Origin of the sequence: Streptomyces sp. RerS4 (assembly GCF_023515955.1) — a bacterium.
Lineage (GTDB): Bacteria > Actinomycetota > Actinomycetes > Streptomycetales > Streptomycetaceae > Streptomyces.
The window spans coordinates 37,730-62,471 of record NZ_CP097323.1 but is presented as its reverse complement, the minus strand read 5'-3'; the positions used below and the strand labels follow the sequence as shown (position 1 = coordinate 62,471).

The following is a 24,742-nucleotide window of genomic DNA, read 5'->3' as shown; positions in this document are numbered from 1 at the left end:
CCCGGAAAGCGAATGCGGGAATCGTCCCGCCATTTGCTTCGCGTAAGCCCGCACCGAAGGTATCCGCAGGCGTTCCACCGGCCGCTCATTGTGTGGCAACGGACCGCTCATCAGGCGTTCCAACGAGGGGAGTTACCGGTCCATGACTGTTCGTGAACCTGCCTTTACTAGCCTGTCGAGGACTGGATTTTCGTGACGTGACATGGGCCGGATATCCAGCAGGAGCGGTGAATCCAGGCGCAGCAAACCGGGCGCAGTAATCCCAGGAAAGGGCAGCCGAGCGTGGTGACCAGTGAGCAGAATCCTGTAGCAGCCGGGGCGCGCACCGAGAAGGTGGAGCAGATCGCTGTCGTGGGGCTGTCCTGCCGGCTTCCCGGAGCCGAGAGCCCGGCCGCGTTCTGGGAGCTCCTGCGGAGCGGGTCCGACGCGGTGGCCGAGGTGCCGCCGGGCCGGTGGGGCGTGCCCGAGGACGGATCGGCCGCCCCGGGCGACGGTCCGGGGCGCGGCGCGTTCCTGGACGGCGTGGACCTCTTCGACGCCCGCTTCTTCGGCATCTCGCCGCGCGAGGCGGCGGCGATGGACCCGCAGCAGCGCCTGGTGCTGGAGCTGGCGTGGGAGGCGTTGGAGGACGCGGGCATCGTCCCGGCGACCCTGCGCGGCAGCCGGACGTCGGTGTTCGTCGGCACGCTGCGCGACGACTGGACGAACCTGCTGTACCAGTACGGCACGGAGGCCATCACCCAGCACACGATGACCGGCGTCAACCGCGGTGTCATCGCGAACCGGGTCTCCTACTACCTGGGCCTGACGGGCCCGAGCCTGACGGTGGACTCGGCGCAGTCCTCCTCGCTGGTCGCGGTGCACCTGGCGTGCGAGAGCCTGCGGGCCGGCGAGTCGACGACGGCGCTCGCGGCGGGTGTGAACCTGAACCTGCTGACGGAGAACGCCACCACGGAGGAACGTTTCGGCGCGCTCTCCCCGGACGGTGTCACCTACACCTTCGACGCCCGCGCCAACGGGTTCGTCCCCGGTGAGGGCGCCGGCGTCCTCGTCCTGAAGCCGCTGGAGGCCGCCCTCGCCGACGGCGACCGCGTCTACGGCGTCATCCGCGGCAGCGCCGTCAACAACGACGGCACCACCGCCGGCCTGACCGTGCCCAGCGCGAGCGCGCAGGAGCAGGTGCTGCGCCTGGCCCACGAGCGGGCCGCGCTCGGCGACGCCGAGCGCGTCCAGTACGTGGAACTGCACGGCACCGGCACCCCGGTCGGCGACCCCATCGAGGCGGCCGCGCTGGGCGCCGCGCTCGGCGCGGACCGGCCGGCGGACGACCCGCTGCGCGTCGGCTCCGTGAAGACCAACATCGGGCACTTGGAGGGCGCGGCCGGCATCGCGGGCCTGATCAAGACGCTGCTGTCGATCCACCGCCGCGAACTGCCCGCGAGCCTGAACTTCGAGACCCCGAACCCGGCGATCCCCCTCGCCGAGCTGGGCCTCGCCGTGCAGGCCGAGCACTCCGCGTGGCCGCACCCGCGGCGTCCGCTGGTCGCGGGCGTGTCCTCGTTCGGCATGGGCGGCACCAACGCCCACGTCGTCGTCTCCGAGGCCCCGGCCGGCGCCCCGGCCTCTGCCCCGACCGGCGCGGACGCGGGCGTCGAGCCGGCCGCCGCCCTGCCGTGGGTGGTCTCCGCCCGCTCGGAGGAGGCCCTGCGGGCGCAGGCCGGCCGGCTGGCGGAGTTCGCCGCCGCCGAGGACGCCCCGAACCTCGCGGACACCGGTTTCGCGCTCGCCACCACCCGTACCGTCTTCGACCGCCGCGCGGTCGTCGTCGGCTCCGACCGGCAGGCGCTGCTGGAGGGGCTGCGGGCGCTGGCCGAGGGGCGGCCGGGCGCCGGCGTCGTACGGGGCGAGCCGACCGCCGGCTCCACCGCGTTCCTCTTCACCGGCCAGGGCGCGCAGCGCCCCGGCATGGGCCAGGAACTGTACGCCGCCTTCCCGGTGTTCGCGGAGGCCTTCGACGCCGTCGCCGCCGAGCTGGACCCGCTGCTGGAGCGCCCGCTGTGGGAGGTCATCGCCTCCGGTGAGGGCCTGGACGACACGGGCAACACGCAGCCCGCGCTGTTCGCCGTCGAGGTCGCCCTGTACCGGCTCGTCGAGTCCTTCGGCGTCACCCCGGACTTCGTGGCCGGTCACTCCATCGGCGAGCTGGCCGCCGCGCACGTCGCGGGCATCCTGACCCTCGCCGACGCGGCGAGGCTCGTCGCCGCCCGCGCGCGGCTGATGCAGGCGCTGCCGACCGGCGGCGCGATGATCGCCGTACAGGCCGCGGAGGAGGAGGTCCTGCCCTTCCTCGACGGCCTGGCCGACCGGCTGTCGATCGCGGCCGTCAACGGGCCGGACTCGCTCGTCATCTCCGGCGACGAGGACGCGGCCGTCGACGTGGCGCTGCGGATCGCCGCCCTGGGCCGCAAGACCAAGCGCCTGACCGTCTCGCACGCCTTCCACTCCCCCCACATGGACGGGATGCTCAAGGAGTTCCACAAGGTCGCCAAGGAGCTGACCTACGCCGAACCGCGCATCCCCGTCGTCTCCACCCTCACCGGCAAGCCCGCCGCCGGCGACGACCTGCGCACCCCCTGCTACTGGACCGACCAGGTGCGCGGCGCCGTCCGCTTCGCCGACGCCGCGACGTCCCTGGCGGAGCTGGGCGCCGACGTCCTCCTGGAGATCGGCCCCGACGCCGTCCTGTCCGCCCTGACCGACGGGACCGCCACGCTGCGCGCGGGCCGCCCGGAGGCGCAGAGCCTGCTCAGCGCCGTCGCGTCCCTCTTCGCCCGGGGCGTCGACGTCGACTGGAGCGCCGTCTACGCGGGGCTCGGCCACGAGGGCGCGCACGCGCCCCGCGTCGCCCTGCCGACGTACGCCTTCGAGCGCCGCCGGTACTGGTTCGACGCCGCCGCCCGCAAGGAGGCCCCGGCCCTCGCCGAGGCCGGGGCGCAGGAGCGCGCCGACGCCCCCGAGGCCGTCCCGCACGGTGAGCTGGGCCGGCGCCTGGCCGCCCTGTCCGAGGGCGAACGCCGCCGCGTCGTCGCGGAGCTGGTGACCTCGCACGTCACCGCGATCCTGGAGTACGGGCCGGGCGAGGTGCTGGAGCAGCGCACCCCGTTCCAGAAGCTCGGCTTCTCCTCGATGATGACCACCGAACTGCGCAAGGCGCTGGCCGAGGCCACGGGCCTGCGGCTGCCCGGCGGGCTGCTGTTCGACCACCCGACCCCGCAGGCGCTGACCGAGTTCGTCGAGGCCGAGCTGCTGGGCGCGGCGGAGGCCGCCGAGGAGTTCACCCGCCGCGCCGACGCCGACGAGCCGATCGCGATCGTCGGCATGGCCTGCCGTTTCCCGGGCGGCATCTCCTCGCCCGCCGAGCTGTGGGACCTGGTGGCCCGGGGCGGCGACGCCGTCTCCGGTTTCCCGGTCAACCGCGGCTGGCCCGAGGACCTCTACGACGCCGACCCGGACCGGCCCGGCAAGTCCGCCGTGCGCCACGGTGGTTTCCTGCACGACGCGGGCGAGTTCGACGCCGCGTTCTTCGGGATCTCCCCGCGCGAGGCCCTCGCCATGGACCCCCAGCAGCGGCTGCTGCTGGAGACCGCCTGGGAGGCCGTCGAGCGTTCCGGGATCCGTCCCGAGGACCTGCACGGCACCCGTACCGGCGTGTTCGTCGGCGCGACGGCGCTGGAGTACGGGCCGCGCATGTACGAGGCCCCCGAGAGCGTCCAGGGTTCGATCCTGACCGGCTCCACCAGCAGCGTGATGTCGGGCCGGATCGCCTACCAGCTGGGCCTGCTCGGCCCGGCCGTGACCACCGACACCGCCTGTTCCTCCTCGCTGGTCGCCCTGCACCTGGCGATCCGCTCGCTGCGCTCGGGCGAGACCAACCTGGCGCTCGCGGGCGGCGCCACCGTCATGTCCTCCCCGGGCATGTTCGTGGAGTTCTCCCGCCAGCGGGGCCTGGCCCCCGACGGTCGCTGCAAGTCCTTCTCGGCGGACGCCGACGGCACCGGCTGGGCCGAGGGCGTGGGCCTGCTCCTCGTGGAGCGGCTCTCCGACGCCGAACGCAACGGGCACACCGTCCTCGCCGTGCTGCGCGGCTCCGCCATCAACCAGGACGGCGCCTCCAACGGCCTGACCGCCCCGAGCGGCCTCGCCCAGCAGCGGGTCATCCGCCAGGCGCTCGCCGACTCGGGCCTGGACACCACGGACGTGGACGCCGTCGAGGCGCACGGCACCGGCACCAAGCTCGGCGACCCGATCGAGGCCGAGGCCATCATGGCCACCTACGGCAGCGCCCGCGAGGACCGCTCCCCGGTGTTCCTGGGCTCCCTCAAGTCGAACATCGGCCACGCGCAGGCCGCCGCCGGCGTCGGCGGGGTCATCAAGATGGTCGAGGCGATCCGCCACGGCGTCCTGCCCCGCACCCTGCACGCCGAGCGCCCGTCCGCGCACATCGACTGGTCGGCGGGGTCGGTGGAACTGCTCACCGAGGAGCGGGCCTGGCCCGAGACGGGCCGGCCGCGCCGCGCCGCCGTCTCCTCCTTCGGCATCAGCGGCACCAACGCCCACGTGGTCATCGAGCAGGCCCCGGCCGCGACCCCCGTCGAGACGCCGGCCGGCGCGCCCGCCGAGGCGCCCGAACTGCCCGCGCCCTGGCCGCTGTCGGCCCGCACCCCGCGGGCGCTGGCGGCGCAGGCCGAGCGGCTGCGCGCGCTCCTGACCACCGACGCGGACATCGACGCCGCCGCCGTCGGGCGGGCGCTCGCGGGCAGCCGTACCGTCTTCGAGGAGCGGGCCGTCGTCCTCGCCGAGGACCGCGCCGCCCTGCTCGCCGGGCTGGGCGCGCTCGCCGAGGGCGCCGGCGCCCCGAACGTGGTCACCGGCAGGGCCGCGGCGGCCGGCCGCACCGCGTTCCTCTTCACCGGCCAGGGCGCCCAGCGCCTGGGCATGGGCCGCGAACTGTACGAGCGCCACCCGGTCTTCGCCCGCGCCCTCGACGCGGTGTTCGCCGCGCTCGACGCCCACCTGGAGCGTCCGCTGCGCGAGGTCGTCTTCGCCGCCGAGGGCAGCCCCGAGGCGGCCCTGCTGGACGAGACGACGTACACCCAGCCCGCGCTGTTCGCGATCGAGGTGGCCCTCTTCCGGCTGCTGGAGCACCACGGGGTCACCCCCGACCTGCTCGCCGGCCACTCCATCGGCGAGCTGTCCGCCGCCCACGCGGCCGGCGTGCTGACGCTGGAGGACGCGGCGCGCCTGGTGGCCGCGCGCGGCCGACTGATGCAGTCGGCCCGCTCCGGCGGCGCGATGATCGCCGTCCAGGGCACGGAGGCGGAGGTCGCCGCCTCGCTGGCCGGCCACGAGGACGCGGTGTCGATCGCCGCCGTCAACGGGGCGAACTCCGTCGTGATCTCCGGTGACGAGGACGTCGCCGAGACCATCGCCGCGCAGTGGCGCGAGCAGGGCCGCAAGACCAAGCGCCTGACGGTCTCGCACGCCTTCCACTCGCCGCACATGGCGGAGATCCTCGACGAGTTCCGCGCGGTCGCCGCGTCGCTGACCTTCTCGGCGCCGACCATCCCGGTCGTCTCCACCGTCACCGGCAAGCTCGCCGGCGACGCCGAACTGACCTCCCCCGACTACTGGGCGCACCAGATCCGCGCCGCCGTGCGCTTCCACGACGCCACGCTGGAGCTGGCCGCGCAGGGCGCGACCGTCTTCGTCGAGGCCGGTCCGGACGCGGTGCTGACCGCGCTGGCGCAGGGCGCCCTGGAGGACGCCCCGGTGGTGGCCGTGCCGCTGCTGCGGGCGGGTCGTCCGGAGGCGGAGACCTTCACCGCGGGCCTGGCCCGCGCCCACACCGCCGGCGCCACGCTCGACGCGGCGACGTTCTTCGCGGACGCGGGCACGGGCGCCGGCGCGGCCCCGGTCGAGCTGCCGACGTACCCGTTCCAGCGGGAGACGTACTGGCTCGCCCCGACCTCGCCCACCGACGCCCGCAGCCTGGGCCTGGACGCCTCCGAACACCCGCTGCTGTCCACCACGGTGGAGTTCGCGGACCGTGAGGACGCCCTGTTCACGAGCCGGATCTCGGTCGGCGGCCACCCGTGGCTGACGGACCACACCATCGGCACCACCGTGCTGGTGCCCGCCACCGGCTTCCTGGAGCTGGCCGTCGCCGCCGGCGACCACCTCGGCTTCACCCGTGTCGAGGAACTGACCCTGGAGGCGCCGCTCGCGCTGATCGGCCGCGAGCCGGTCCGCGTGCAGGTCGCGGTCGGCGCCCCGGACGCCTCCGGTGTCCGCCCGTTCTCCATCCACGCCCGCCCCGACACGGGCGAGGACCAGGCGCAGCCGTGGACGCGGCACGCGACGGGCGCGCTGGCCGAGGCCGGCGCCCCGCAGGCCGACGCCGGCCTGGCCGCGTGGCCGCCGGCCGACGCCGAGGCGCAGCCGCTGGAGGACGTCTACGAACGCCTCGCCGGGCTCGGTTACGCGTACGGGCCCGCCTTCCAGGGGCTGCGGGCCTTCTGGCGGGACGGCGAGGACCTGTACGCCGAGGTGCGCCTGCCCGAGGAGCAGCGCGAGAGCGCCGGCCGCTTCGGGGTGCACCCCGCGCTGTTCGACTCCGTCCTGCACCCGCTGGTGCTGGACGCGGCGGCGCCCGGCGACACCGACCGGATCCGGCTGCCGTTCGCCTGGTCGGGGATCTCGCTGTACGCGGCGGGCGCCGCCGAGCTGCGGGTGCACATCTCCCCCGTCGGGACCGACACCTACCGGCTGACCCTGGCCGACGCGACGGGCGCGCCCGTCGCGGAGGTGGAGTCGCTGACGCTGCGTCCGGTCGCGAAGGAGCAGCTGACGGCCGCCTCCGCCGACAGCGGCGACGACGCGCTGTACGCGGTGGAGTGGGCGTCCGTGGCGGCCCCCGAGGGCGCGGAGCCCTCCTGGTCCGAGACGGCCGACCTCGCCGCCGCCGAGGCCGGCCAGGACGTTCTGGTCCGGCTCGCCGGCAGCGGCGCCGGCATCGAGGGCGCGCACCGCACGACCCTGGAGACCCTCGCCCTCGTCCAGCGGTGGCTGGCCGACGAGCGGTTCGCCGACTCCCGGCTGGTGTTCGTCACCTCCGGCGCGGTGGCCGCCCTGCCCGGCGAGGACGTCACCGACCTGGACGCGGCCCCCGTGTGGGGTCTGATCCGCTCGGTGCAGTCCGAGCACCCCGAGCGCCTCGTGCTGATCGACGCCGACCCGGCCGCCGGCGACGCGCCGCTCGCCGCCGCCCTCGCCACGGGCGAGCCGCAGCTCGCGGTCCGCGAAGGCGCCCTGTACGCGCCGCGCCTGGCCCGCGCGGCGGCGTCCGCCCCGGCGGAGCCCGTCCTCGACCCGGCCGGAACGGTCCTGGTGACCGGCGGTACCGGCGGGCTGGGCGCGCTGTTCGCCCGGCACCTGGTGTCCGGGCACGGCGTACGGCACCTGCTGCTGTCCAGCCGGCGCGGTCCGGCGACCCCGGGCGCGGACACCCTCGTCGCGGAACTGTCCGCGCTGGGCGCGCAGGTGCGCGTGGTCGCGGCCGACGCCGCCGACCGGGCGTCGGTCGCGGAGCTGCTGGCCGCCGTGGACCCGGAGCACCCGCTGACGGCCGTGGTGCACACGGCCGGTGTGCTGGACGACTCGACGGTGGAGTCCCTGACCCCCGAGCAGGTCTCGGCGGTGCTGCGGCCGAAGGTGGACGCTGCCTGGAACCTGCACGAGCTGACCAGTGAGCTGCCCCTGGCGGCGTTCGTCCTGTTCTCCTCGGTGTCCGGTCTGACCGGCACCGCCGGCCAGGCCAACTACGCCGCCGCCAACACCTACCTGGACGCCCTCGCCGCGCACCGCCGCGCGTCCGGCCTGGCCGCGACCTCCCTGGCCTGGGGCCTGTGGGACTCCAGCCACGGCATGGGCGCGGGCCTCACCGAGGCCGACCTCGCCCGCTGGGACCGGGCCGGCATGACCCCGCTCACCCCGGAGCAGGGCCTCGCCCTGTTCGACGCGGCCCTGTCCGGCGAGCGACCGCTGCTGGTGCCGGTGGCGCTGAACCTGGCCCGCTTCCGCAGCGGGACGCAGGCGCCGCCCGCCCTCTACCGGGGGCTGGTGCGCACCCGTACCCGCCGCGCCGCGCAGGCCGGCGCGGCCGGCGGGGCCGGTGACTCGGGCTGGGGCCGGCAGATCGCCGCGCTCCCCGAGGACAAGCGGGCCGAGGCCGTACTGGACCTCGTGCGCTCCACCGTGGCCTCGGTGCTCGGTCACGCGGGCGCGACCTCCATCGACCCGCAGCGGGCCTTCAACGACATCGGCTTCGACTCGATGGCGGGCGTGGACCTGCGCAACCGGCTCGGCGCGGCCACCGGCCTGCGCCTGCCGGCGACGGCCGTGTTCGACCACCCGACGCCGGCCGCCCTGGCCACGTACGTGCTCTCGAAGGTGTCGGCGGACGGCGGCGCCGCCCCGGCGAAGGCCGTGAAGGCCCGCGCCAAGGGCGCCTCGGACGAGCCGATCGCGATCGTCGGCATGGCCTGCCGTTTCCCGGGCGGGGTCAACTCCCCGGCCGACCTGTGGCGGCTGGTGGCCGACGGGGTGGACGCCGTCAGCGGCTTCCCCGTCAACCGCGGCTGGGACCTGGACAACCTGTACGACCCGGACCCGGAGCGCACGGGCACCAGTTACGTCCGTGAGGGCGGCTTCCTGCACGAGGCGGACCTCTTCGACCGGGAGTTCTTCGGGATCTCCCCGCGCGAGGCGACCGCGACCGACCCGCAGCAGCGCCTGCTGCTGGAGACGGCCTGGGAGACGTTCGAGAGCGCGGGCATCGACCCGGCGCTGGTGCGCGGCACCAACACCGGTGTGTTCACCGGCGCGATGTACGACGACTACGCGTCGCGGCTGAGCTCCGTCCCGGAGGAGTTCGAGGGCTTCCTGCTGGCGGGCAACCTCTCCAGCGTCATCTCCGGCCGGCTGTCGTACACGTACGGCCTGGAGGGTCCGGCGGTCACCGTCGACACGGCCTGCTCCTCCTCACTGGTGGCCATGCACCTCGCGGCGAACGCGCTGCGCTCCGGCGAGTGCGACCTCGCGCTCGCGGGCGGTGTCACCGTCATGAACAGCCCGCACACCTTCGTGGAGTTCTCCCGTCAGCGCGGGCTCTCCCCCGACGGCCGCTGCAAGTCCTTCTCGGCGAGCGCGGACGGCACCGGCTGGTCCGAGGGCGTCGGCCTGCTCCTGGTGGAGCGGCTGTCCGACGCCAAGCGCAACGGCCACCGGATCCTCGGCGTCATCCGCGGCACCGCCATCAACCAGGACGGCGCCTCCAACGGCCTGACCGCCCCCAACGGCCCGGCCCAGGAGCGGGTCATCCGCCAGGCCCTCGCCAACGCCGGCCTGAACCCGGCGGACGTCGACGCGGTCGAGGCGCACGGCACCGGCACCACCCTCGGCGACCCCATCGAGGCGCAGGCCCTGCTGGCCACCTACGGCCAGGACCGGGCCGAGGACCAGCCGCTGTACCTCGGCTCCCTCAAGTCGAACATCGGGCACAGCCAGGCGGCGGCCGGCGTCGGCGGCGTCATCAAGATGATCGAGGCGATGCGGCACGCCACCCTGCCGCGCACCCTGCACGTGGACGAGCCCTCCCCGCACGTGGACTGGGAGGCGGGCGCGCTGGCGCTGCTGACCGAGGAGACCCCCTGGCCGGAGCGCGACCGGCCGCGCCGGGCCGGCGTGTCCTCGTTCGGCATCAGCGGCACCAACGCCCACGTGATCATCGAGGAGCCCCCGGCGGCCCCCGCCGAGCGGCGGCCCGCGCCGGCGCCCGACGCCGCCGGCGTCCTGCCGTGGCTGGTGTCCGGCAAGGACGAGAAGGCCGTCCGGGCGCAGGCGGCCCGCCTGCACCGCTTCGCCCTGGACCACCCGGAGCTGTCGGCCGCCGACATCGGCTACTCGCTGGCCACCGGCCGCGCGGTCATGGAGCACAGCGCGGCCGTGGTCGGCGCCGACCGGGAGTCCCTGATCCGGGGCCTGTCGTCGCTGGCGCACGGCGAGTCCGCGAGCAACGTCGTACGGGGCCGCTCGGCGCGGCCCGGCAAGACGGCCTTCCTCTTCACCGGGCAGGGCAGCCAGCGCCTGGGCATGGGCCGGGAGCTGTACGCCACGAACGCGGTGTTCGCGAAGGCGCTGGACGAGATCTGCGACCGCTTCGACGCCGAACTGGCACGGCCCATCAAGGAGGTGCTGTTCGCGCCGGAGCACTCGGCGGACTCGGCGCTGATCGACCAGACGTCGTTCACGCAGGCCGCGCTGTTCGCCATCGAGGTGGCCCTGTACCGGCTCTTCGAGCACCACGGTTTCACCCCGGACTACCTGCTGGGCCACTCCATCGGCGAGGTCACCGCCGCCTACCTGGCGGGCGTCCTCGAACTGGGCGACGCCTGCTGCCTGGTCGCCGAGCGCGGCCGGCTGATGCAGGCCGCCCGCGAGGGCGGGGCGATGGCCGCGATCCAGGGCACCGAGGAGGAGGTGCGCGCCTCGCTGGCCCCGTACGGGAACGCGGTGGCGATCGCCGGCGTCAACGGCCCGACCTCGATGGTGATCTCGGGTGACGCCGAGGTCGTGGACGAGGTGTGCGACGCGTGGCGGGCGAAGGGGGCCCGCACCAAGCGGCTGCCGGTCTCGCACGCCTTCCACTCGCCGCACATGGACGAGGTGCTGGAGGAGTTCGTGGAGGTCGCCTCGGGGCTGACGTTCCGCGAGCCGCGCATCCCGGTCGTCTCGAACGTCACCGGCACGCTGGCCACCGTCGAGCAGCTGACCTCGCCGCAGTACTGGGCCACCCACATCCGCGAGGCCGTGCGCTTCGCGGACGGGGTGCGCTACCTGGAGGCGCAGGGCGTCACCGACTTCCTGGAGCTGGGCCCGGACGGGGTGCTGACCGCGCTGGCCCAGGGCTCCCTGGAGCAGGAGGCGGGCGCGCTGGTGCCGGCCCTGCGCCGGGATCGGCCCGAGGGCGAGAGCGTGGCCGGGGCGATGGCGTTGCTGCGGATGCGCGGCGCCCGGCCGGACTTCGCGAAGCTGTTCCCGGGTGCCCGTACGGTCACCCTGCCGACGTACGCGTTCCAGCACGAGCGGTACTGGCTGGACGACCCGAAGGCCCCGGCGGACGCGGCCGGGCTGGGCCTGGCGGCAACCGGTCACCCGCTGCTGGGCGCGGCCGTGGCGAGCGCGCACCGGGACGAGTACCTGTTCACGGGCCGGCTCTCGCGCCGCACGCACGGCTGGCTGACCGAGCACGCCGTGCACGGCACGGTGCTGGTGCCCGGCACCGGTCTGGTGGAGCTGGCCGCCCGCGCGGGCGAGCAGCTCGGCGTGGAGCGGGTCGAGGAGCTGATGCTGTCGGCGCCGCTGGTCCTGCCCGAACAGGGCGGCGTGCAGGTGCAGGTGGTCGTCGGCGAGGCGGACGGCGCGGGTCGGCGTACGGTCGAGGTGTTCTCGCGGCCCGACGACGGCGACGTGGCCACCGACCGGCCGTGGGCTCTGAACGCGAACGGCGCGCTGGCCCCGGCGGGCGACGCGGGCGAGGCCCTGACGGCCTGGCCGCCGGCGGGCGCCGCGGAGGTCTCCCTGGAGGGGGTCTACGAGCGGCTCGACTCGCTGGGCTACGCCTACGGGCCGGCCTTCCAGGGCCTGTCGCGGCTGTGGACGCTGGGCGAGGACGAGATCTTCGCCGAGGTGCGGCTGCCGGAGGCGCAGCGCGCCGACGCGGGCGCCTTCCTGCTGCACCCTGCGCTGTTGGACGCGGCGCTGCACCCGCTGCTGCCGGGGGTGGCCTTCGAGTCGGGTCAGGCCCGACTGCCGTTCTCCTGGGCCGGGGTGAGCGTCCACGCGGTGGGCGCCACCGCGCTGCGGGTGCGGCTGGCGCTGTCCGGGCAGGAGACGGAGACGCTCCAGGCCTCGCTGACGGTGGCCGACGCCACCGGCGCCCCGGTGGCCTCGGTGGAGTCGCTGCTGCTGCGTCCGGTGTCGAAGGAGGCGCTGCGCGAGGCGGCGTCGACGGCCCGGGACGGACTGTTCCGGGTGGCGTGGAACGCGCTGCCCGCCCCGGCCGGCTCCGTGGACACCTCCGGGTGGGCGGTCGTCGGTGACGTCACGCTCGCGGGGGCGTCCTCGTACGCCTCCCTGGAGGAGGTGGCGGCGCTGGAGAACGTACCCGCCACGGTGGTGCTGGCTCCGGCGACGGGTACCGGGGACGTCGTGGAGGCCGCGCGCCGGACGCTGCGCGAGAGCCTGGCGGCGCTCCAGTCCTGGCTGGCCGACGCGCGGTTCGAGGACTCCACCCTCGTGGTGGCGACCCGGGGCGCGATCGCCACGACCGCGGGCGAGGGCGTCACGGACCTGGCGCAGGCCGGTGTCTGGGGTCTGGTGCGCGTGGCGCAGACGGAGAACCCGGGCCGGATCGTCCTGGTGGACCTCGACGGGGACACCCTCCCCGCCGCCGCGCTCGGCGCCGGCGAACCGCAGATCGCGGTGCGCGGCGACGAGCTGCGGGTGCCGCGCCTGGCGCGGACCCGGCAGGACGAGGAGGCGACGCGGCCGCGTTGGGACCAGGGCACGACCCTGATCACCGGTGCGACCGGTGCGCTGGGCGGCGTACTGGCCCGCCACCTGGTCACCGAGCACGGCGCGCGGCACCTGCTGCTGCTCAGCCGGCGCGGCATCGACGCCCCGGGCGCCGAGGAGCTGCGTACGGAGCTGACCGGGCTCGGCGCCGAGGTCACCGTCGCGGCCTGTGACGTGACGGACCGGGAGTCGCTGGCCGGTGTGCTGGCCGCGATCCCGGAGCATGCTCCGCTGACCGGCGTGATCCACACGGCCGGTGTGCTGGACGACACGGTGCTCTCGGACCTGACGCCGGAGCGGCTGGAGAAGGTGCTCGCGCCGAAGGTGGACGCGGCCTGGAACCTGCACGAGCTCACCAAGGACCTCGACCTGTCGGCCTTCGTCCTCTACTCGTCCATCGCGGGTCTGATCGGCAACGCCGGCCAGGCCAACTACGCGGCGGGCAACACCTTCCTCGACGCCCTCGCCCAGTACCGGCAGGCGAACGGGTTGCCCGGCACCTCGCTGGCCTGGGGCCTGTGGGCCCAGGCCTCCACCATCAGCGGTTCGCTGGAGGAGGCGGACCTGCGCCGGCTGGCCCGACTCGGCCTGCTGCCGCTGTCCTCGGCCGACGCCATGGACCTCTTCGACGCGGCCCCCGGCACCGGCGAACCGGTCCTGGCGGTCACCCGGCTCGCGCTGGAGGCCCTGCGCAAGCAGGGCGACCGGCTGCCGCCGCTGCTGCGGGACCTGGCTCCGGCCGGTCCGCGCCGCGCGGTCGCGGGCGGCGGCGCGGCCGGCGGCGCCGAGGGCGGCCCCTCGCTGGCGGAGCGCCTCGGCGCGCTGCCGGAGGAGGAGCGGGTCACGCTGCTGACCGACCTCGTACGGGCCCAGGTGGCCGCGGTGCTCGGCCACGCCGACCACAGCGGCATCGACGCCGACCGGGCCTTCCAGGAGTTGGGCTTCGACTCGCTGACCGCCGTGGAGCTGCGCAACCAGCTGAACGCGGCGACGGGTCTGCGGCTGCCCAGCACCCTCGTCTTCGACTACCCGAACCCGGCCGCGCTCGCCGCGTACCTGCGCAAGCAGATCACGGTGGAGGACGTGTCGGCGGCGGCGCCGGTCCTGTCGGACCTCGACAAGCTGAAGTCCGCCATCCAGGCGGTCGCCTCGGACCGCGAGGCCTTCGACCAGATCACGGGCCGACTGCGGGAGCTGCTGGACATCGCCGACACGGCGGGCGGCGGCAAGGCCGAGGAGGACGCGCACGCGGACCTCGACGAGGCGAGCGACGAGGAGCTGTTCGCGCTCCTCGACGACCTGGACTGAGCCGGAAGCGCGCACCGGTATGCGAACCCTCCATTCATCATCACCCAGCCACATCACGTCGGGGAGCTGAGATCACGTGGCGAACGAGCAAGAACTCCGGGAGTACCTCAAGCGGGCCATCGCCGATGCCCGGGACGCGAAGAAGCGTCTGCGCGAGGTCGAGGACAAGGCGCAGGAGCCCATCGCGATCGTCGGGATGGCCTGCCGTTACCCCGGCGGGGTCGCCACCCCCGAGGATCTTTGGCAACTGGTCACCGACGAGGTGGACGCGGTCGGCGGTTTCCCCGTCAACCGCGGCTGGGACCTGGAGCGGCTGTACGACACCGACCCGGACGCGGCCGGCACCTCGTACACGGCCGAGGGCGGCTTCCTGCACGAGGCCGACCGGTTCGACCCGGAGTTCTTCGGGATGTCGCCGCGTGAGGCGCTCGCCGTGGACCCGCAGCAGCGACTGCTGCTGGAGACCACGTGGGAGGCGTTCGAGCGGGCCGGGATCGATCCGGCGTCGCTGCGCGGCAGCCGTACCGGTGTCTTCACCGGCCTGATGTACAACGACTACGGCTCGCGGCCGAACCTGCCCGCCGACGGCAACGAGGGCTACCTGTTCAGCGGCAGCGCGGGCAGCATCGCCTCGGGCCGGCTCGCGTACACCTTCGGTCTGGAGGGGCCGACGGTGACCGTCGACACGGCCTGCTCCTCCTCGCTGGTGGCCATGCACATGGCGGCGAACGCGCTGCGCTCCGGCGAGTGCGACCTCGCGCTCGCCGGCGGCGCGGCCGTCATGTCGACGCCGACCGCGTTCATCGAGTTCTCCCGGCTGCGCGGCCTGTCGGCCGACGGCCGTTGCAAGTCCTTCTCCGAGCACGCCGACGGCACCGGCTGGGCCGAGGGCGTGGGTCTGCTGCTGGTGGAGCGCCTCTCCGACGCCCGTCGCAACGGGCACAAGGTGCTGGCCGTCATCCGCGGTACGGCCGTCAACCAGGACGGCGCCTCCAACGGCCTGACCGCCCCGAACGGGCCGTCGCAGGAGCGCGTCATCCTCCAGGCCCTCGCCAACGCCGGTCTGACCACGGCCGACGTGGACCTGGTCGAGGCGCACGGTACGGGTACCTCGCTGGGCGACCCGATCGAGGCGCAGGCCCTGCTGGCCACCTACGGCCAGGACCGGCCCGAGGACCGTCCGCTGTACCTGGGCTCCCTGAAGTCGAACATCGGGCACAGCCAGGCCGCGGCCGGTGTCGGCGGCATCATCAAGATGGTGCAGGCGATCCGGCACGGGTTCATGCCCAAGACCCTGCACGCCGAGGAGCCCTCGACGCGCATCGACTGGGAGGCGGGCGCGGTCTCGCTGCTCCAGGAGGCCCGTCAGTGGCCCGAGACCGGGACCCCGCGCCGTGCGGGCGTCTCCTCCTTCGGCTTCGGCGGCACCAACGCGCACGTGGTGATCGAGGAGGCCCCGGTCGAGGAGCCCGCGGACGAGGCCGAGGAGGCGCGGCCGGTCCCGGTCGCGGCCGCCGCCGTGCCGGTGGTTCCGTGGGTGCTGTCCGGCAAGAGCCCCGAGGCCGTGGCCGGTCAGGCCGCGCGCCTGCTGGCGTACGTGGAGGAGCGCGAGGAGCTCGACCCGGCCGAGGTGGCACGGGCGCTCGTCGGCCGCCGCGCGCTGTTCGAGCACCGTGCGGTCGTGGCGGGCGGCGACCGCGAGGCGCTGCTCGCCGGACTGCGGTCCCTGGCGGCCGGCGAAGCCTCGCCGGCGGTGGTCCAGGGCGTGAAGACGTCGGGCAAGTCGGCGTTCCTGTTCACCGGCCAGGGCGCCCAGCGCCTCGGCATGGGCGAGGAGCTCTACGCCGCCTTCCCCGCCTACGCCACCGCCTTCGACGCCGTCACCGCCGAACTCGACCGCCACCTGGAACGCCCGATCCGCGAGGTCATCACCTCCGGCGAAGGCCTCGACGAGACGGGCAACACCCAACCCGCCCTCTTCGCCGTCGAAGTCGCCCTCTACCGCCTCATCGAATCCTGGGGCATCAAGGCCGACCTGCTGGCCGGCCACTCCATCGGCGAGATCGCCGCCGCCCACATCGCCGGCGTCCTCACCCTCGCCGACGCCGCGAAGCTGGTCGCCGCCCGCGCCCGACTCATGCAGGCCCTGCCCACCGGCGGCGCCATGATCGCCCTCCAGGCCACCGAAGACGAAGTCCTCCCCCTGCTCGAAGGCCTGACGGACCGCCTCGCCATCGCCGCGATCAACGGGCCCTCGTCGGTCGTCATCTCCGGTGACGAGGACGCGGCCGTCGAGGTCGCCGCGAAGATCACCGAGCTGGGCCGCAAGACCAAGCGCCTGAGCGTCTCGCACGCCTTCCACTCCCCCCACATGGACGGGATGCTGGAGGAGTTCACGGCGCTCGCCGCCACCCTCACCTACGAGGCGCCGAAGATCCCCGTCGTCTCCACCCTCACCGGCGAACTCGCCACCGGCGACGACCTGCGCACGGCCGCCTACTGGGCCGAGCAGGTCCGCGGCGCCGTCCGCTTCACCCACGCCGTCCGCTCCCTCGAAGCCCTCGGCGCGACCACCTTCACCGAGATCGGCCCCGACGCCGTCCTCACCGCGCTGGCCGCCGGCTCCTTCGAGGGCGCCGGCAGCGCCCTCGCCGTGGCGGGCCTGCGCGCCGGCCGCCCCGAGGCGCAGCAGCTCGTCCTCGCCGTCGGGCAGGTGCACGCCCGCACCGGCAAGGCCGACTGGGCCGCCTACCTGGGCGCCCCGGAGCAGGACGTCGACCTGCCGACGTACGCCTTCCAGCGCGAGCGCTACTGGCTCGACCAGGCCGAGGCCGCCGCCGACGCGACGGGCCTGGGCCTGAGCGCGACGGACCACCCGATCCTCGGCGCCACCCTGGACCTGGCCGACGGCGACCAGACCCTCTTCACCAGCCGGCTGTCCCTGCGCACGCACCCCTGGCTCGCCGACCACGCCGTCCTCGGCACGGTCCTGCTGCCGGGCACCGCCTTCGTGGAGCTGGCCGTACTGGCCGGCGAGCGGCTCGCCACCCCGCAGATCGAGGAACTGACCCTGTCGGCGCCGCTGGTGCTGCCCGCGAGCGGCGGCGTCCAGCTCCAGCTGGTGGTCGGTGACGCGGACGGCGCGGGCCGCCGGAGCATCGACGTCTACTCCCGCCACGACGGTGACGCGGCCGACGCGCCCGCCGAGGCCCGCCCGTGGACCCTCAACGCCAAGGGCCTGCTGGCCCCGGCCGGCGAGGCCGGCGGCGAGGCCCTGATGGTGTGGCCCCCGGCCGGGGCGACCGAGGTCTCCCTGGAGGGGGTCTACGAGCGGCTCGCCGCGCAGGACTACGCGTACGGTCCGGCCTTCCAGGGCCTGCGCCGCGTCTGGAAGGGCGACGGGCAGATCTTCGCCGAGCTGACGCTGCCCGACGCGCAGCGCGCCGACGCGGGCCGGTTCCTGCTGCACCCCTCGCTGCTGGACTCCGCGCTGCACCCGCTGCTGCCGGGTGTGGTGGACGACGACCGGGTGGCGCTGCTGCCGTTCTCCTGGTCCGGGGTGAGCGTGCACGCGACCGGCGCCGCGACCCTGCGCGTGCGGATCACGCTGACCGGCCCCGAGGTGGCCTCGCTGACGGTGGCCGACGGGACGGGCGCCCCGGTGGCGACCGTCGAGTCGCTGCTGCTGCGTCCGCTGTCGAAGGAGGCGCTGCGCGAGGCGAACTCGGCGGCCCGGGACGGGCTGTTCAAGGTCGCCTGGAACGCGCTGCCCGCCTCGGGCGGCGGCGACGCGGTGGACACCTCCGGCTGGGCCGTCGTCGGCGACCTCACGGTCGCGGGGGCCGCCGCGTACGCCTCCCTGGAGGAGGTGGCGGCGCTGGAGAGCGTGCCCGCCACGGTGCTGTTCGCCCCGGCCCCGATCGACGCGTCGGCGCCGGTGCCCGTCGCCACGCACGACGCGGTACGGGAACTGCTGGCCACGGCCCAGTCCTGGCTGGCGGACGAACGCGTCGCCGACGCCACCCTCGTGGTGGTCACCCGGGGCGGCCTCGCCACCACCGTCGGGGAGCCCGTCACCGACCTGGCGCACGCCGCCGCCTGGGGTCTGCTGCGCGTGGCGCAGAGCGAGAACCCGGGCCGGATCGTCCTGGTCGACCTCGACGAGGCCGCCGGCGACAGCCTCCCCGTCGCAGCCGTGGCGAGCGGCGAGCCGCAGATCGCCGTACGGGGTACGGAGCTGCGGGTGCCGCGCCTGGCGCGCACGCAGCAGGACCCCGAGGCGAAGACCGCCCGCTGGGACCGGGGCACGACCCTGATCACCGGTGCGACGGGCGCGCTGGGCGGCGTACTGGCCCGCCACCTGGTCACCGAGCACGGCGCGCGGCACCTGCTGCTGCTCAGCCGGCGCGGCATCGAGGCGGCGGGCGCGGCCGAGCTGGAGGCGGAGCTGACCGGGCTCGGCGCCCAGGTCACCGTCGCCGCCTGTGACGTGGCCGACCGTCAGGCGCTGGCCGACGTCCTCGCGGCGATCCCGGCGGACCGACCGCTGGGCGCGGTCGTGCACACGGCCGGTGTGCTGGACGACGGCCTGCTGTCCTCGCTCACCCCGGAGCGGCTCGCGAAGGTGCTCCAGCCGAAGGTGGACGCGGCCTGGAACCTGCACGAGCTGACGAAGGACCTCGACCTCTCCGCGTTCATCCTGTACTCGTCCATCGCGGGTCTGATCGGCAACGCCGGCCAGGCCAACTACGCGGCGGGCAACACCTTCCTCGACGCCCTCGCCCAGTACCGCCAGGCCCAGGGCCTGCCCGGCACCTCGCTGGCCTGGGGCCTGTGGGCCCAGGCCTCCACCATCAGCGGGCAGCTGGACGAGGCCGACCTCAAGCGCATCGAGCGCACCGGCCTGCTGCCGCTGTCCTCGGCGGACGCCATGGACCTCTTCGACGCGGCCCCCGGCACGGGCGAGGCGGTACTCGCCGCGACCCGGCTGAACACGGCCGCGCTGCGCAAGCAGGCCGACGGCCCGCACCCGCTCTTCCGCGGGCTGGTCACGGCCGCCCCGCGCCGGGCGGCGGCCTCCGGCCAGGCGGCCGGCGGCTCCTCGCTCGCCCAGCGGCTGGGCGCTCTGTCCCCGGCCGAGCGGGACCAGGCCCTCACCGACCTGGTGCGCGCGCAGGTCGCGGCGGTGCTCGGGCACTCGGACCACAGCAGCATCGACGCCGAACGCGCCTTCCAGGAGCTGGGCTTCGACTCGCTGACCGCCGTGGAGCTGCGCAACCAGCTGAACTCCACGACGGGCATGCGGCTGCCCAGCACCCTCGTCTTCGACTACCCGAACCCGGCCGCGCTGGCCGCGCACCTGTCGGCCGAGCTGTTCGGCGGCGAGCAGAGCGCGGCGCCGGTCGTGGTGGCCGCGGACACGGGCTCGCTGGAGCCGATCGCCATCGTCGGCATGGCCTGCCGTTACCCGGGCGGGGTGTCGTCCCCGGCCGATCTGTGGCGGCTCGTCTCCGAGGGCACGGACGCGATCACCCCGTTCCCGTCGAACCGCGGCTGGGACCTGGAGAACCTCTACCACCCGGACCCCGACCACACGGGCACCACGTACGCCCAGGGCGGCGGCTTCCTGCACGACGCGGACCTGTTCGACCCGGAGTTCTTCGGGATGTCCCCGCGCGAGGCGCTGGCCACCGACCCACAGCAGCGGCTGCTGCTGGAGACGGCCTGGGAGACCATCGAGAACGCGGGCCTGGTCCCGGCCGCCCTGCGCGGCACCCGGACGGGTGTGTTCGCCGGTGTGATGTACCACGACTACGGCTCCGGTCTCGCGACGATCCCCGAGGACCTGGAGGGCTACCTCGCCAGCGGCAACGCGGGCAGCGTCGCCTCGGGCCGGGTCTCGTACAACCTGGGTCTGGAGGGTCCGGCGGTCACCGTCGACACGGCCTGCTCCTCCTCGCTGGTCGCCCTGCACATGGCGGCGAACGCCCTGCGCTCCGGCGAGTGCGACATGGCACTGGCCGGCGGTGCGACGGTGATGTCGACGCCGACCACCTTCGTGGAGTTCTCGCGTCAGCGCGGGCTCTCCCCCGACGGGCGCTGCAAGCCGTTCGCGGCCGGTTCCGACGGCACCGGCTGGTCGGAGGGCGTCGGCCTGCTGCTGGTCGAACGGCTCTCGGACGCCGAGCGCAACGGGCACACCGTCCTCGCGGTGATCCGGGGCTCGGCCATCAACCAGGACGGCGCCTCCAACGGCCTGACCGCCCCCAACGGCCCCTCCCAGGAGCGGGTCATCCGCCAGGCCCTGGCCAACGCGGGCCTGAACACCGCCGACGTCGACGTGGTCGAGGCGCACGGTACGGGCACCACCCTCGGCGACCCCATCGAGGCGCAGGCCCTGCTGGCCACCTACGGCCAGGGCCGCTCCGAGGACCGTCCGCTGTGGCTGGGCTCGCTGAAGTCGAACATCGGGCACACGCAGGCCGCGGCCGGCGTGGGCAGCGTCATCAAGATGATCGAGGCCATGCGCCACGAGGTGCTGCCGCGGACCCTGCACGTGGACGCGCCGTCCGGGCACGTCGACTGGGAGGCGGGCGCCGTCTCCCTGCTGACCGAGGCCCGTCCGTGGGAGTCGTACGGGCGGCCGCGCCGCGCGGGCATCTCCTCGTTCGGCATCAGCGGGACCAACGCGCACGTGGTGATCGAGCAGCCCGCGGCCCGGCCGGAGCCGGCGCGGGAGGCCGGCGCGCCGCTGCCGGTGGTGCCGTGGCTGCTGTCCGGCAAGACCGCCGAGGCGCTCACCGCGCAGGCCGAACGCCTGCTGGAGGCGGCCGGTGACGCGGAGCCGCGCGACATCGGTCTGTCGCTGGCGACGGCCCGTTCGCTGTTCGAGCACCGGGCCGTGGTCGTCGGCGCCGACCGGGAGACGCTCCTCGCGGGGCTGCGGGCGCTGGCGTCGGGTGCCTCGGCGCCGAACGCGGTGCGCGACAGCCGTACGTCGGGCAAGTCGGCGTTCCTGTTCACCGGCCAGGGCGCGCAGCGCCTCGGCATGGGCGAGGAGCTCTACGCCGCCTTCCCCGCCTACGCCACCGCCTTCGACGCCGTCACCGCCGAACTCGACCGCCACCTGGAACGCCCGATCCGCGAGGTCATCACCTCCGGCGAAGGCCTCGACGAGACGGGCAACACCCAACCCGCCCTCTTCGCCGTCGAAGTCGCCCTCTACCGCCTCATCGAATCCTGGGGCATCAAGGCCGACCTGCTGGCCGGCCACTCCATCGGCGAGATCGCCGCCGCCCACATCGCCGGCGTCCTCACCCTCGCCGACGCCGCGAAGCTGGTCGCCGCCCGCGCCCGACTCATGCAGGCCCTGCCCACCGGCGGCGCCATGATCGCCCTGCAGGCCACCGAAGACGAAGTCCTCCCCCTGCTGGCAGGACGCGAGAGCGAGTTGGCGATCGCCGCGATCAACGGGCCCTCGTCCGTGGTCATCTCCGGTGACGAGGACACGGCCCTGCACGTGGCGGAGCGGTTCGAGGCGCAGGGCCGCAAGACCAAGCGCCTGAGCGTCTCGCACGCCTTCCACTCCCCCCACATGGACGCGATGCTGGAGGAGTTCACGGCGCTCGCCGCGACCCTCACCTACGCCGAGCCGCGCATCCCGGTCGTCTCCACCCTGACCGGCAAGCCGGCCACCGGCGACGACCTGCGCACGGCCGCCTACTGGGCCGAGCAGGTGCGCGGCGCCGTCCGCTTCACGGACGCGGTCGCCTCCCTCGAAGCCCTGGGCGCGAGCACCTTCACCGAGATCGGCCCCGACGCCGTCCTGACCGCCCTCGCCCAGGACACCCTGGAGTCGGCGGTGGCCGTACCACTGGTGCGGCGGGGTCGGCCGGAGGCCGAGACGCTCCTCGCCGGCGTCGGCCGGCTGCACAGCCGGGGCGTGCGCGTCGACTGGGAGGCGTACTTCGCCGGTTCGGGCGCCCGCCCGGTCGACCTGCCGACGTACGCGTTCCGGCACGAGGCCTTCTGGCTGAAGGGCTCGGGCGCGGCGGCGGACACCGGGTTCGGTCTGAACCCGACGGGGCACCCGCTTCTGGGCGCGGCCGTCACCATCGCGGGCGCCGACCAGGTGCTGTTCACGTCCCGCGTGTCGGTGCGCAGCCACCCGTGGCTGGACGGGCAGGCCGTCTTCGACGCGCCCGTACTGCCCGGCTCCGCGCTGGTGGAGCTGGCCGTCCGGGCGAGCGACGAGCTCGGGCTCGCCGGTCTCGCCGAGCTGGACCTGAGCGCGCCGGTGGTGCTGCCCGAGGGCGGCGCCCTCCAGCTCCAGTTGGGCGTGGGCCCGGTGGACGAGTCGGGCCGCCGGCCGTTCACGGTGCACACCCGCGTGGACGAGGCCGAGGCTCCCTGGACGGTCCACGCGCGCGGCCTCTTCGAGACCGTCGCCGCCGCCGGTACCCCCGCCCTCCCGGCGGGCGAGGTCGGCGAGACGGCGCTGGCGGAGGAGCTGCTGCCCGACGCCGCCGCGTACGAGCTGCACCCGGTGCTGCTGGAGGCGGCCGTCGCCGCCGGCGCGGGCGCGGGCGCGGCCGGTACGACGCGGATCCCGGCGCGCTGGGAGGACGTACGGCTCCACGCGAGCGGTGCGACCGCGGTGCGGGTGCGGATCGCCCCGCTGGAGGGCGACCCGGACGGCGCCGTGACGGTGGCCCTGTCCGACGCCGAGGACCAGGCCGTCGCCACGATCGGGCGCCTGGTGTTCCGGGACGTGCCGGACGCCGAGTTCACCGCGTCGGAGGGCGGCGACCGGCCGCTGTTCCAGGTGGACTGGGTGGCCTCCGCCCTGCCGGAGCCCGCGGAGCGGATCCGTTGGGGTGTGCTCGCCGGTTCCGCCGCCGAGGACGCCGGCGTCGACGGCCCGTCCTTCGAGGACGTGGCGGCCGTCGGGAAGGCGGCCGAGGCCGGCGCGGCCGTGGACGCCGTCCTGGCGTGGGCCGTCACCGACGCCGCGTCCGACGACGTGGTGGGCGCGGCCCACTCCGCCGCGCGGGGCGCGCTGGCCCTGCTCCAGGACTGGCTGGCCGACGACCGGTTGGAGGCCACCCGTCTGGTGGTCGTCACCCGGGGCGCGGTGGACGCCGGCGCCGGGGTGCCGGAGCCCGCGTCGGCGACGGTGTGGGGTCTGCTGCGCTCGGCGCAGGCCGAGGCCCCGGACCGGGTCGTGCTCGTCGACCTGGACCACCCGGGCGACGCGGTCGTCCCCGTCGACGCCCTGTCGGCGGTGCTCGCCTCCGGTGAGCCGCAGGCGGCGGTGCGCGGCGGCGAGGTGCTGCTGCCGAGGCTGCGCCGGCTGGCGGCGGCCGACGCGCGGGCCGTGGAGGCCGGGGCGCGGGGCGCCGTGTGGGATGCCGAGGGCACGGTGCTGATCACCGGTGGTACCGGCGCGCTGGGCGGCCTGTTCGCCCGGCACCTGGTCACCGAGCACGGCGTACGTCACCTGGTGCTGGCGAGCCGGCGCGGCGGATCGGCCCCCGGGGCCGGGGAGCTGCGCGAGGAGCTCGTCGCCCTGGGCGCGGAGGTCACCCTCGCGGCCGTGGACGTCTCCGACCGCGCGGCGCTGGCGTCCGTACTGGCGGCGATCCCGGCGGAGCACCCGCTGAAGGGGGTCGTGCACACGGCCGGTGTCCTCGACAACGGTCTGGTGGCGGCGCTGTCCCCGGACAGCCTGGACGCCGTGCTGCGGCCGAAGGCGGACGCGGCCTGGCACCTGCACGAGCTGACGAGTGAGCTGCCCCTGACGGCGTTCGTCCTGTTCTCCTCCAGCGTCGGTGTCATCGGCGGCCCCGGCCAGTCCAACTACGCGGCGGCCAACGCCTTCCTGGACGGGCTCGCCGCCCACCGGGCGGGCCTGGGACTCGCGGCGACCTCCCTGGCGTGGGGCCTGTGGGGCCTGAGCTACGGGATCAACGCGGGGCTGGACGAGAACGACCTCAAGCGGTTCGGCCGCGAGGGCTTCAAGCCGGTCTCCCCGAAGGAGGGCACCGCGCTCTTCGACTCGGCGCTGACGATGAGCACCTCGGCGGTCGTGGCGCTGCCGGTCGACCTGTCCGCGATGCGGGCGCACGGTCTGGTGCCGCCGGTGTTCCGTGCCCTGGTGCGGGTGCCGAACCGGCGGGCCGCGCGGTCGGGCGGGGCTTCGGTGGAACTGCTCGCGACGCGGCTGGCGGGGCTGTCCCCGCTGGAGCGGCAGCAGGTGGTGCTGGACCTCGTCCGCTCCGAGGTGGCGACCGTACTGGGCCACGCGGGCCAGGACGCGGTGCAGGCCGACCGGGCCTTCCAGGAGATGGGCTTCGACTCGATGACGGCGGTGGAGCTGCGCAACCGGCTCAACGCCGCGACGGGGGTACGCCTGTCCGCGACGGTCGTCTTCGACCACCCGACCCCCACCGCGCTCGCCGAGCACGTGCTCGGCGAGGTGGCGCCCGACGGCGCCGGCGAGGGCGACGAGCCCGCGCTGGCCGAACTGGACCGGCTGGAGGCGGCGCTCGCCGCCCTCGCCGAGGACAGCCGGACGCGCTCCACGGTCTCCGTCCGCCTCCAGACCATCCTGTCCCGGCTCAACGAGTCGACGGCGGCGGACTCGGGCGCCGAGGACCTGGCCGACACGATCGAATCCGCTTCCGCGGACGACCTCTTCGACTTCATCGACAACCAGCTCGGCCGTTCCGCGAACTGACGG

Annotated in this window: 1 protein-coding gene and 1 pseudogene; both read left to right on the top strand. The window is 75.0% G+C overall.

All coding sequences use genetic code 11. The features are described from left to right. Positions 1-285: 285 nt before the first annotated feature. Positions 286-14,001 carry an SDR family NAD(P)-dependent oxidoreductase gene (locus tag M4D82_RS33130; protein ID WP_502989107.1) on the top strand — a complete coding sequence of 4,572 codons (13,716 nt, stop codon included), beginning with the start codon at positions 286-288 and terminating at the stop codon, positions 13,999-14,001. Positions 14,002-14,101: 100 nt separating this feature from the next. Beyond that, a pseudogene (locus tag M4D82_RS33125) lies at positions 14,102-24,739 on the top strand (SDR family NAD(P)-dependent oxidoreductase); the annotation flags it as partial. Positions 24,740-24,742 lie beyond the last annotated feature (3 nt).